The organism is Streptomyces subrutilus (assembly GCF_008704535.1).
Classification (GTDB): domain Bacteria; phylum Actinomycetota; class Actinomycetes; order Streptomycetales; family Streptomycetaceae; genus Streptomyces; species Streptomyces subrutilus.
On the sequence record NZ_CP023701.1, the window covers coordinates 261,193 to 272,914 of the forward strand.

9 protein-coding genes are annotated in these 11,722 nt (G+C 73.5%); 5 read left to right on the plus strand and 4 right to left on the minus strand.

Annotated elements, in window-relative coordinates; translation table 11 throughout:
* Positions 1 to 1,082: 1,082 nt before the first annotated feature.
* The 4 genes from CP968_RS01195 to CP968_RS33925 form a co-directional block, all read right to left on the minus strand.
* Positions 1,083 to 2,309 carry a glycosyltransferase family 4 protein gene (locus CP968_RS01195; protein ID WP_150516208.1) on the minus strand — a complete coding sequence of 409 codons (1,227 nt, stop codon included), beginning with the start codon at positions 2,307 to 2,309 and terminating at the stop codon, positions 1,083 to 1,085.
* Between the two features lie 122 nt (positions 2,310 to 2,431).
* Positions 2,432 to 3,367, minus strand: a complete 936-nt coding sequence (locus tag CP968_RS01200) for an NAD-dependent epimerase/dehydratase family protein (protein ID WP_150516209.1) — start codon at positions 3,365 to 3,367, stop codon at positions 2,432 to 2,434.
* Positions 3,368 to 3,608: 241 nt separating this feature from the next.
* Positions 3,609 to 4,859 carry a N,N-dimethylformamidase beta subunit family domain-containing protein gene (locus tag CP968_RS01205; RefSeq protein ID WP_306419937.1) on the minus strand — a complete coding sequence of 417 codons (1,251 nt, stop codon included), beginning with the start codon at positions 4,857 to 4,859 and terminating at the stop codon, positions 3,609 to 3,611.
* A gap of 158 nt (positions 4,860 to 5,017) precedes the next feature.
* A complete protein-coding gene (locus CP968_RS33925) occupies positions 5,018 to 6,157 on the minus strand; it encodes a glycosyltransferase family 4 protein (protein ID WP_167536736.1) in 1,140 nt (379 codons plus the stop codon).
* 934 nt (positions 6,158 to 7,091) lie between these two features.
* Here CP968_RS33925 and CP968_RS01215 point away from each other — a divergent pair.
* From CP968_RS01215 to CP968_RS01235, 5 genes are all read left to right on the plus strand, one after another.
* Positions 7,092 to 8,063, plus strand: a complete 972-nt coding sequence (locus CP968_RS01215) for an aKG-HExxH-type peptide beta-hydroxylase (protein WP_150516212.1) — start codon at positions 7,092 to 7,094, stop codon at positions 8,061 to 8,063.
* Positions 8,063 to 9,253: a YcaO-like family protein gene (locus tag CP968_RS01220; RefSeq protein ID WP_150516213.1), complete on the plus strand. Its 1,191-nt coding sequence runs from the start codon at positions 8,063 to 8,065 to the stop codon at positions 9,251 to 9,253. Before CP968_RS01215 ends, CP968_RS01220 begins: the two co-directional genes overlap by 1 nt.
* 150 nt (positions 9,254 to 9,403) lie before the next feature.
* The gene (locus CP968_RS01225) at positions 9,404 to 10,159 is read left to right on the plus strand and encodes a class I SAM-dependent DNA methyltransferase (RefSeq protein WP_150516214.1); all 756 of its coding nucleotides are present in this window, start codon (positions 9,404 to 9,406) and stop codon (positions 10,157 to 10,159) included.
* A gap of 76 nt (positions 10,160 to 10,235) precedes the next feature.
* Positions 10,236 to 11,438, plus strand: a complete 1,203-nt coding sequence (locus CP968_RS01230; RefSeq protein ID WP_150516215.1) for a cytochrome P450 — start codon at positions 10,236 to 10,238, stop codon at positions 11,436 to 11,438.
* 7 nt (positions 11,439 to 11,445) lie between these two features.
* Positions 11,446 to 11,721: a ferredoxin gene (locus CP968_RS01235; RefSeq protein WP_150516216.1), complete on the plus strand. Its 276-nt coding sequence runs from the start codon at positions 11,446 to 11,448 to the stop codon at positions 11,719 to 11,721.
* Position 11,722 lies beyond the last annotated feature (1 nt).

The window sequence follows — 11,722 nt, forward strand, 5'->3', positions numbered from 1 at the left end:
CGGACCAGGGCTTGGTGGCAGGGGCTCGGCGCGGCAGCAGCCGGCCGCGCGAACGCGGCGCGGCCAGAGCAGACCGGCCCAACTACAGCACCACCCGACCCGGACGGACACCGCCGGCTGACACGCGAGCAGCACAGGCAACGCCGCCCCACCGGGACGCGGTCGGGCGGCCGGGCCGCAACGCCGCAAGCCGCCGACAGCCCCGGCGGCCGGCGGGCGGCACCACGTGCGGCCGGGCCAGCCCGGGCTGGCCCGAACCCGGCCGCGCGCGACAGGGCAGCAGGCGAGCGGAACACGGGCGAGCGGCCCGGGCCGAGCGCGGCCCGACCGGACGGGCAGCAGCACAATTGCCGTGTAGACGGCGGCGCGGCCTGGGTGGCGTAGCCGAGGTCGCTCGCGGCGACCACCAGCCGCAGCCGGTGCCGCGCCTCGACCGCGTGGTCGATCGCGGGCAGCCGGAGCCGGGCCCGCATCGAGAACGCCTGTCGCACGCAGGCGCCGATGCGCGAGGCGGTGCACGCGATGACCCGCACGGCCCTGGCCACCTCCACCGACTCGGAGCCCTCTCCGGCTCAGATCGAGATCAATACCCGCTCCATCTTCGCCGAGGCCCCGCTGCTGCTGGACGCGGCCGGAATGCTCGCGCGACCCAGTACCTGTTCACCCGGCATGCCCGCATCGTCAACCGCGACGCCCTCCCGGTTTCCGACGCCAGGCAGCTCAGCATGCCGCCGGCGATTGCCGGGCCGAAGCCGCCGTTCCCGCGCACCGGCGGCGGGCGCGTGGTGGAGCGGGACCAGGCCGCCGCCGGGGAAACCCGGACGCGGGCCCGCGTCGTGGGTGGTACGGAGGGCGGGGTCGTCAGGGAGAGCAGGGTGTCGTCCACGAGGCGGGTCACCAAGGTGGAGGACGGTCCGTCCTGCCGCACCCTGCGCCGCGGCCGGACCTCCCGCATCGGCCCGAGCCTCGGCCGATTTCCCTCCGGGGCCGCGACGACGACGTGGCCACGCGATCTATCGGCAGCGGCGGACCACCGCGCGCCCGCGCCGCGGGCGGCGGCTCGCGCCGTGGCCACCGGGCGTTCACGGCGGCGCGGCGGCGTCTGCCGTGTCGAGTCCCGCGAGTACACGGCGGGCCCGGTGGTGCCACGTGTGGCAGTCGAGGAACTGTCGCCGGGCCGCGTCGCCGAGTGATCGTCTGAGGGAGCCGTCGGCGACGAGACGGCGTAGGGCCTGCGCCCAGGCGTCCGGATCGTCGTGCGGGCGCAGGAGGCAGGTGGCTCCGTCCCGCAGAACCTCGCGCAGGACGGGCAGGTCGGAGGCGATGATGGCGCGCCCGTGCGCCATGTACTCGAAGATTTTCATCGGGGACGCCCAGCGCCCCGTTTCACAGTGCCCGCCGGCGGTGTAGACCTTCGCCTGGTACGGAGCGAGGACGACGTCGAACAGCGGATAGTACGCGTCGACGGCACCGGGCGGCTGGTGACCGTGGAAGTAGGCGTTCTTCGGACCGCCTCGCCTCCGCCACCGGTCGAGATCTTCGGGGGCTCCGCCGACGAGGTGGACGTCATGGTCGGGGAAGCGGGCGGCCATGGCCAGGACGAGCTCGATGCCGCGTCCTTCGTAAAGGTGCCCGACGTACCCGATGCGCGGTGCGCCCGGTCTCCCCGGCATCGGCGGCGGGTCCGCCGGTCGGGTGGAGGCGCGGGGGTCCTCGGCGGCCTCCGGGGCGACGACGATCGGCAGCGCGCCCAGGTGGCCGTAGGTACGCCGGTAGTCGTGCCCGAGGGCGTGGGTGATCACGACGATGCGGGCCGGCGGAGTGTCTCGGAGCAGGCGCTGTTCGATGCTCAGGGTGTGCGGGTCGTCCCGCAGGCGGTGGGTCTCGTAGACGAGCGGCGCTATCCGGGCGGCGGCCGTGAGAGCGTACAGGTCATGACCGTAGATCAGATCGGGTGCGGTCTCTCGCGTCAGCAGGGAACGGACTTGTTCGGCCCGGACCCGGTACCCGTCGGGTGTGTAGTCGGGGCTCGGAACCGTTCGTACGGCGAAGCGGTGGCGCACTCCGTAGTAGGCGTGCGCGTCGTCGACGGTGTACGTGCCCGGTGCCGTGTACAGCGTCACCACGTGTCCGGCCGCGGCGAACGCGTCGCACATGCGCATGGCGTGGACGCTGTTGGCGTAGAGCGAGGGGACGCTGCCGGGGTGCAGATAGGCGATGCGCAGGCCCGCCCGGGCGCGGATCGCGGGCGGACGGGTCCGTTCCTCCTCGGACGGTCCGTGGCGCGGCGTGGGGCGAGGTTCGGTCACGTCCGGATCCGATCGTGTCTGGGGCGGATGCTGCGGCTGCGGTCGAGCGGAGCGCGGCCCGCACGGCGGATGAGCGCGCTGGAGGGTGTTCTGCCGGACCGGCTCGATGGACCGGAACCCGCCTACCGGGCCTGCGCACGGAACCACTCGACGGTCCGTTCCAGTCCCTCGCGTAGCGGGACGGGCTCCACAGCGGGGAAGAGGCTCCGCAGCCGGGAGTTCTCGGCGTGCGAGTGGCGTACGTCGCCCGGCCGCGGCGGGAGGTGGCGAGGTTCGATCGGGGTTCCCAGTACCGCTTCCAGCTCCGTGATCAGCTCTCCGAGCGAGGTGCGCGTTCCGTAGGCGAGGTTCACCGGGTCGGCGGAGACGACCTTGCGCAGGACCGCTTCGGCGAGGACGCGGCAGACGGTCTCCACGTACGTGAAGTCCCGGCTCTGGAGACCGTCCCCGTGGACGAGGACCTGCTGACCGGTCGTCACGGCGTTGATCCAGGCGGGCACGACCGCCGCGTAGTCGTGGCCCGCGGGTTGCCGGGGGCCGTAGACGTTGAAGAAGCGGAACGGCAGGACCGGCAGCTCGTAACAGTGGTGGTAGGCCGCCAGGTACGATTCGGCGGCCAGTTTGCCCACGGCGTAGGGGCTGAGGGGGGCTGGGCGCAGTTCCTCGTGCTTGGGGAGGTGGGTGTTGGCGCCGTACACGGAGGACGAGGAGGCGGCGATCACGTGCACGTCCCCCGCGCGTCGAGCGGCCTCCAGGACCATGAGCGTTCCGGTCGCGTTGGCATGGTGGCTCGTGAGCGGGTCGGCAACCGAGCGGGAGACCGAGGGCACGGCGGCGAGGTGGACGATGACGTCCGCGCCCCGGAACGCCCGGTCCAGGAGCGGGCCGTCCAGGACGCTGCCCTCGACGAGGTGTACGCCGGCTCCCACGAGATTGTCCTTGGAGCCCGTGGAGAGGTCGTCGACGACCCGGATGTCGGATACCTCGGCGCGCTGGGCAAGGGCGTGTGCAAGGTTGCTGCCGATGAAGCCGGCGCCTCCGGTGATCACGATCTTCACGCTCGTCACTCCTGGTCTCGCTAGGTCTCGCTTGGTCTCGCTCGCGGTCAGCGGGCTGTTCTAGCGGCGCGAGCGTGCTGCCCGGGTCTTCGCGCGCGCGGTCGCCGCGCGGGCGCTGCGACCGGCCGTTCCGGGCTATACGGGCATGAATGGCCCCCTCTGGGCGGGTCCGCCCCCGGGTGAGTGGCGCAGGGCGCTCGCCCTGTGCGAGGCCGGTGCGTGACGGCAGGGACGGCGGACGTCAGGTGAGCAGGGTGATCACGTTGCGGGTGATGGTCCGTACGCGGGGGTCCAGGCGCAGGAGCCGGGGCCAGTCGGTGGTGGCGGCGTTGAAGACTGTGCCACCGCGGGTGTAGAGCCCGAAGGTGGCCGCCCGCCGCGGATCGTCGTTCTCGCGGGCGGCGGTGTGCCACCCCGATCCGGGGGCCGTGGGGAGGTCTGCGATGCCCAGGATGATGAAGCCGTCGGGAGTTCCGTCCTCCCCCGTCGCCACCGCCTGGCCGTGCGGATCGCGCCGGTGGGCCGCTCCGTCGCATTCGTAGCCCACGAGGTGGTGCTCAGCGCCCAGTACGTCGCCGTCGCGCAGGCCGGTGCCCGAGAAGACGGGGTGCCCGGTGTGCTGGACGGTGAAGCCCAGACGCTCGCGGGGGCCGTCCCAGTGGCCGCCTCCGTTGCGGTAGCTGACGCCGATGAGCCGGTTCTCCGGTTCGGTTTCCCACCAGTGGTCGGGTGCGCCCCGCATCCGGTCGGTGTCGGCTCCCTGGGGCGCTCCGGGCGGGTATTTGGCGCAGCTGATGGCGGTGCCCGTCGCGTCGGGCGTCACCCGCCACCAGCAGGTGTTGGCCCCGAAGACCGCGATGTTGCCGCCCCGGTCGCGGAAGGAGGAGACGTGTCGGCGGACACGTTCGCTCCAGTACTCGTCGTGCCCCGCGGACAGCAGCAGCCGATAGGGGTGCGCGAGTTCGGGGTTCTCGTCCAGGTCGAGGTCGGTGCAGTAGTCGGCGGTGAAGCCCGATGCCTCCATCCATGCGATGAACGGCGCGTCCCAGTGGGCGAAGGTCTGGCGGGGTGATCCCGGATCGTGGGCGTCGGGCCTCCCCTTCACCGGGCCTCCGGTCCCGCCGCCCGGACGCCGCAGGGTGACGGTGCGACGGTCCTCGGCTCCGGGAAGAGCGCCGTAGAGACTGGCTCCCCCGCTCCGGTTGTAGGCGTGGTAGGTGAAGAGCGGCACCTTGTACAGGATGGGGGCGCGGTGGCCCGGTTCGCGGGCCGTCACGACGAACAGCAGCCGCGAGTGGCGGGCGTCCAGGGCGGCGGCGTCGACGGGCGGCCGGGCAGCCGGAAAGCGGACGTCGGAGCCTGCGGTGTCGGGGCCGAGGACCGCGATGTAGACGCCCGAGGGCCAGTCCGCAGGGATCGCGACGTCGTGTGCGGGCCAGTTCCAGTCCGTGTCGTGGCTGCCGGGCTCCGCGTACGTGCCCCTTCCTTCCATGCGTCCCATGAGGCGCGGGCGCGGGCCACAGCGGTAGAAGGCGGCCCGGAAGCGCTCGGCTCGTGTCGATACGTGCAAGCGCAGGATCTCCCCGGCCCGCACGCTCGGCCGGGCGGGATAGCCGTCCACCACCGGCCGCCGCGGGGCCGTGCCGTCCGTCATGCCGCGGGCCCGGGGTGGGCGGTCTCCTGGGCGCCGAGGCCGGCGAGGACTGTGTCGGCCCGGCGGCGCCAGGTGTAGCGCTCTCGGACCTGCCGCTGCCCCTCTGCGCCGAGCTGGCGGCGAAGGGCGGGGGTGGCGGCCAGTTCGTTCAACGCTCCCGCCCAGGCCTCCGGGTCCTCTGGCGGGCGGAGGAGGCAGTTGACCCGGTCCTGGAGGACTTCCCGCAGAACCGGCAGATCGGAGGCGATCATGGGGCAGCCGTGGGACATGTACTCGAACACCTTCATGGGCGAGGCCCAGCGCCCGGTCTCCCCCAGTCTCCCCCACGTGTACACCTTGCGTTCGTACGGGGCGAGGACGATGTCGAAGCGGGCGTAGTAGCGGGCGAGTTCGGATGGCGGTCGGTGGCCGTGGAAGTACACGTGCGGGGACCGGCACGCCTCCTGCCAGCGGGTGCGGTCCTCGTCCGTGCCGCCGACCAGGTGGAAGTCGAGCGCGGGAAACCGTTCCGCCAGGTCCAGGACGAGTTCGATGCCGCGCCCGTCGTAGAGGTGGCCGACGTAGCCGACGCGCAGGGCGTCCGGGCGGCCGGGGAGCGGCAGGGTGCCGGCCGGGGCGGGGCCGGGCGGGTCCGCGCAGTCCGGCGCGACCACGATGGGCAGCGGGCCCAGGGCGGCGTACTTGTCCCGTACGTCGCGTGCGAGGGCGTGGGTGATCGCGACGACGCGGACCAGGCTGGGCGTGGCGAGGAGCGCTTCCTCTGTCCCGGCGGGAGACAGGTCCTCGCGCAGCTGGTGGATCTCGTACACCAGGGGCGTCAGGTCGCCGAGGGCGGTCAGCGCGTAGGGGTCTCGGCCGTAGACGAGGTCCGGGGTCGGGCCGTCCGCCACCAGCGCCCGGACGGTCTCGGCGCGCTTGCGGTAGCCGGAGGGCGTGTAGTCGGGGCAGGCGACGAGGCGGATCGGGAAGCGGTGACGCACACCGTAGTAGGCGTACGGGTCTTCGTCCGTGCCGGGGACGGAGTACAGGGTCACCTCGTGCCCGGCGGCGGCGAACGCGTCGCACATCCGCATGACGTGGACGCCGTTGGCGAAGGGGGAGGGAATGCCGCCCCCGTGCAGGTACGCGATGCGCATGCGGCCTAGCCCCGTGCGGCCGGGGCGGCGGGTGCGGGCCGACGGCCGGCGCACGGGGGACGGTGGGGCGTGGTGTGCGTCGGATCCACGGGCGACTCCTCGGGATGGGCCGCGACGACGGTCATTGCCGGGCAGGTGACGCGGCAGCGGGCCTGCCGCCTGGAGGGGCGGAGCGCGGGGTGAGGTTGTGACGGCGGTGCACCCGCCGGAGCGGGGTTTCGCCTGGCTGGGCACGGACGGGCCAGATGACGAAGCATCATGCTGCGTGGTGCCGGGCTTTCCAAGAGTGGCCTTTCGGCCGTTTCGACCGTCCGGTTTCCGCCGCACCGGGCCGCCTCGCGCACGGGACGGGCGCGGGACGGGCAGCCGGTACAGGACGGCCGGGGCGCTGCTCCGGCGTCGACGGGTTGAGCCCTCCCTACGCCTTCCGGACAGAAATCTGTCCGAGACAGAGCCTGTGAGACGGAGGGCAGGGTGTGCCGCGACGTCCCCCTCCCCAGGCGGCCTCGGGCGATTTCCGGAGCATGCCGGACGGGACCGGTAGCTGGGAATGCGCAGGCCAGGAGGCGAGCGTGCATAGCCGACGGCCACTCGACGCCTCCGATGGCGACGCGGATGCGTCGGGCACGCCCACTGGCCGGACGGCCCTCCGCACGTACGTCTTGGAGAACGGGCTGTGCCTTGTGCTGGATTCCGGACCCTGCCTACCGTGGCTGCCCCGTGACTCCCCGTCATTGTCGGAGGAGCCGGTCATCGAAGGGAGATCGACATGAACGAGGAGATCGAGCAGATTCCCGAAGAAGAACTTCCCGAACTCGCGCTGATGGTCGACATTCCCAGCTGACGCCGGGCGCTCGGGGCGGCGGGCCGATCCGGTCCGCCGCCCTCCCGCTCACTGCTCCCCTGTCCCACGTCAGCACGGAGGTCACGCACGGTGCGAGTGGAACCGGACGCGCACGAGGGTGCCGAGGAGCGCACCGCGCTGGCGCTCATGGCGCGGACAGCCCTGGAACGGGTGGGCCTGGAGGTCTCCCCGCAGGAGGCGACGCATCCCGCGGTGGTCGAGGCGGCGCACGTCGCCCAGTCCGTGCTGCGGACCGGGCCGCCCTCACCAGACCGCCTCGGCCGGCTCACCGGCATGCTCGACCGTGCCCGCTCGGACGGGATGTCCACGCGTCCGTCCGTGCTCCCGTGGCCGACCCGGCTTGCCGCACCGGGACCGCATCTGGCGCGGAGTGTCACCCGCGCGCTGAAGTCCGTACCGCATCAGGGAACCGAGGCCGGCGCACCGCGCGGCTCCTCGGTGGCCGGGTGGTGCGCGCACGAGGAGGAGACCGCCCGGCACGCGGTCGCCCTGCTGCAGTCGGCCTGGCCCGGCGCGGCAGCCGAGTTGGGCGCCGTGCTCGTGCAGATCGCCCTGCTGGACGGTCCGGGCATCGACGGCTTCACGGACTTCACCGTCCACGGCGCGGTCTTCGTCCGGCGCGACCGCCTCGTCCCGGACGCCGACGGGCTGCCGGGCGCGGTCCGGCTCGCGGAAGCCCTCGTCCACGAAGGCGCCCACACACGATGCAACGCGGCGTCGGTGGCGGACCGGCCCTTCCTGCGGCCCCTGGAGGAGAGCGGCCCGATGGTCGCCACCCCTCTCAGGCTCGATCCACGGCCTCTCACCGGACTGTTCCAGCAGATGGTGGTTCTGGCGCGCAGTGTCCTGCTGTACCGGAGGCTGCTCGCCCAGGACACGTGCGGCCTGGACGCGGCCCCGGCCGTACGGGCGCGCCACGACCGGCTCGCCCACTCGGCCGTGGAGGCGGTCCGGACCATGGCACGCCACCGTGACACGCTCACCGCGCACGGGACGGCGATGCTGGAGGACGCCGCTCGGGTGGCGCAGGTGCGCGTGTGATGGCCGCGTCCCCCTGGGCGCCCCAGGTCTTCGCCCCGTACGCTTCCTGGCCCCGGGTCGTCCTCGCCCGCGTGGCGGCGCGCTCGCCGCAGTTCGACGCCGTCTGCGCCGCCGGGGACCGCCCCGTCATCGTGGGCAGCGCCGCCGGACACGACACCGAACAGGTCGCGGCGAGTGCCCGCGGTGAACTCCTCGAACGCGTCGGCAACGTCCTCGCGGGCCGCGCCGCGGAGTTGGACGCGACAGTGGTCGCGTCCCATGGAGAGCTGCGCCGCAGGGGGATTCCCGCCGTCGATCCCGCCGAGTTCGCTCCGGACGGCGGGGCGGCGGCGCTCGACGACGCACGCGGGGCCCGCAGGCTCTGGGTGCGCGGACGCTTCCTGCACTCCGGGGCCGACGTGCACGTGCCCGCCGGGGCGGTCTTCCTCCACCACCGTGCGCCGTCCGGATGCGATCCCGGTCCGGGCGCGGGCTCCACCGGCCTCGCCGCCCATCCCGATCCGGACGCGGCCACACAGCACGCCGCATGGGAGGTCCTGGAGCGCGACCTCGTCCGCAGAAGCTGGTACGGCCTGCTTCCGGGCCCGCACGTGGTGGCTTCGGCCCGGTTGCCGGAGCCGCTGGCCGAACTCCTGGACGGTACGGGAGTGTCGGCCACCGCGCTCGATCTTCCCGCGCCCGCCGGAGCACGCTGCGTCGCGGTGGCCCTGCACACTGCGGACGGAACGCGGCAGACGTTCGGGGCGCGCTGCGGACCGGACACGGAGGGCGTGGGCCCACTGGCCGAGAAGGCCGCCTACGAGGCGCTGATGGTGCGCTGGAGCATGGGGACGACGGTGGCGGAGAAGACGTGGGCGCGCTGGCGGGGCGAGAGTCCGCCCGGCTCGGCCGTGGAACACGCGCTGTGGGCCTTTCACCGCCAGGACAGCCTCCGGCTGTGGACGGCACACGCCCCGCGGACCCGCGCGCGTCGCGAGCCGGCTCCCGGCGGGCCGCACCGTGCCGGGACGGCCGTGCTCAGCGAGCACACAGGCCGAGACCTTGTCGTCGTGGACACCACGTGCGGGCCGGCCAGCGCCCTGGGGTCGACCGTCGTACGGATCGTGGCTCCGGGGGCCCGCGCCCTGCCGACCGGCCCGGATGCGGAACGCGGCCTTCTGCTCGCTCGGGGCCCCCACCCCTTCGGATGAACCGCACGGCCCCACCCGATCAGATCTCACCCGGCAATCCGTCCATCCGCCCACACGTCCGTCCGCCCGTCTGCCACGCCGCCCGCCACATCCGCGTCAACCGCCGCTCGGTACGACGACCGGACCGACCACAGGCCGAGGAGCCCCGGCATGACCACCTACCACGACCGACCGGCCGCCCCGACGGGCCGGTACTCCGACGACCACGCGGCCGACTACGACCGGTGGTTCGCCAAACCGGGCGTCACCGCGGCGACCGTGGACAGCCTCGCCCTGCTCGCCGGCGAGGGCCGGGTGCTCGAACTCGGGGTGGGCACAGGCAGGATCGCACTGCCACTGGCCCGGCGCGGCTTCGACGTCCACGGCGTCGAGGCATCGCAGTCAATGGCGGACCGGCTCCGTGCGAAACCCGGCGGGGAGAGCGTCCGGGTGACTCTGGGCGACTTCGCCGAGGTGCCCGTCGAGGGCGTGTTCTCTCTCGTCCTGGTCGTGGGCGGCACGCTGTTCGAACTCCCGTCCCACCAGGACATCCAGCGGTGCCTGACCGCCGCGGCGGAGCACCTCGAAGCGGAGGGGGTCCTCGTTCTCGACGCCCATGTGCCCGAGGCGCTGGCCGTCGCCGCTGCGTCGGGGGTGCCCGAGGTGGTCTCCGAGTCCGAAGATCATCTGATCCTCTGCCACCGCAGGATCGACCCGTCCACCGCCACCTACCACTCCCACTACCTCGTCCACGAGGCGGACCGCACCCACCACCTGCGCGTCCGGTTCCACTATGCGTCACCGCGCGAGCTGGACCTGATGGCGCAACGGGCGGGGCTCCGGCTGCGCACGCGCCTGGGGTCCTGGGCCGGAGGGCCGTTCACCCGCGACAGCGCCTACCACGTCTCCGTATACGAACGCCGCTGAGACCTCCCCCGCCCCGCCCGTACGCGGTCGCCGACGCCCGCCGTCCGCACCGCCGAGAACCCTCCCCGGAGCAGTCGTGACTGACGTCGACGCAGGTGACCCGTTCCCCACTGCGGACTTTCCCTTCCCGCACCACGACGGGCTGGGCCCGATCCCGGAGCTGGCGGCCCTGCGCCGCAACGCGCCGTGCGCCCGGATCATCCTGCCGAGCGGCGACCCGGCATGGCTGGTCACCCGCTACGGCGACGTGCGCACCGTGCTGGCCGATCCGCGCTTCAGCCGTACGCGCGCCACCCGGGGCGCGGGGCCCCGTATGGCGCATGTCCCGACCCTGCAGGACTCGATCCTGGCGGCGGACCCGCCCGAACACAGCCGGCTGCGCAAACTCGTCGCCCCCGCCTTCACCGCCCGGCGCGCCGAGGCCATGCGGTCCGGCGTGGCCCGGCTCGTGGACGACCTGCTGGACCGGCTCGCCGTGCACGACCGGCCCGCCGATCTCGTCCCGCTGCTCGCCCGGCCGCTCCCGCTGGCCGTGATCTGCGACCTGCTCGGTGTTCCCCGGGAGGACGCCGATCGGCTCGACGCCTGGTGCGACGCCCTGCGCAACCTGACCGCCGCCCCCGACGCGGAAGTCACGGCCGCCGTCGGGGAGATGACCGGATACCTGACCGGGCTCGTCGGGGCCAAGCGCAGGCGGGGCGGCGAGGACGTGCTGAGCACGCTGATCGCCGCCCGCGACGAGGGCGACCGGCTCAGCCAGGACGAGCTGGTCTCCTTCGCGCTCGTTCTGCTCACCGGGGGCTACGGCACCACCGCGGACCGGCTCGCCGGCTCGGTGCACCTGCTGCTGGACGACCCCGAACGGTACGGTCGGCTGGTCCGCGAACCGGCGACGGTCCCCCGCGCCGTCGAGGAACTGCTGCGTTACGCCCAGACCAATGTGCAGGCCAACCTCCGGGTCGCCACCGAGGAGGTCCGGCTCGGCGGCGTCCGGATCGCCGAGGGCGAGGCCGTGATGGCGATCAACTCGTCGGCCAACCACGACGAGAGCGTCTTCGACGCCCCCGACCTCCTCGACCTGGCCCGCGAGCACAATCCGCATCTGGGGTTCGGCCACGGCGTGCACCACTGCGTCGGCGCCCAGATCGCGCGCGTCCAGCTTCAGGAGGCCCTGGCCGGACTCGTGCGCCGGTTCCCGGGACTGCGCGCCGCCGCGCCGCCCCGGTGGAAGACCGGTCTGAAGACCCGCGGCCCCCGCAGCCTGCCCGTGACCTGGTGAGGCGGGCGTGCCCCGTGACGACGAGCCCCGAACAGCGCGCGAAGAGGGCCCGCGGGCGGGGCGCCGGGTCCACGTCGACCCGGCCCTGTGCATCGGGTCCGGAATATGCCTCGCCACCGCGCCGCGGCACTTCCAGGCCGGCGAGGACCACCGCTCGCGGGCACGGCCCGACGCTCCGGCGGCGGACGAGTCGGCCGAGGACGCGACAGCCCTCTGCCCGGTGGAAGCCATCGGCCTCATCGCGGGACCGCCCGTGCCGGGTATACCGCCGCCGGACCTCTGAC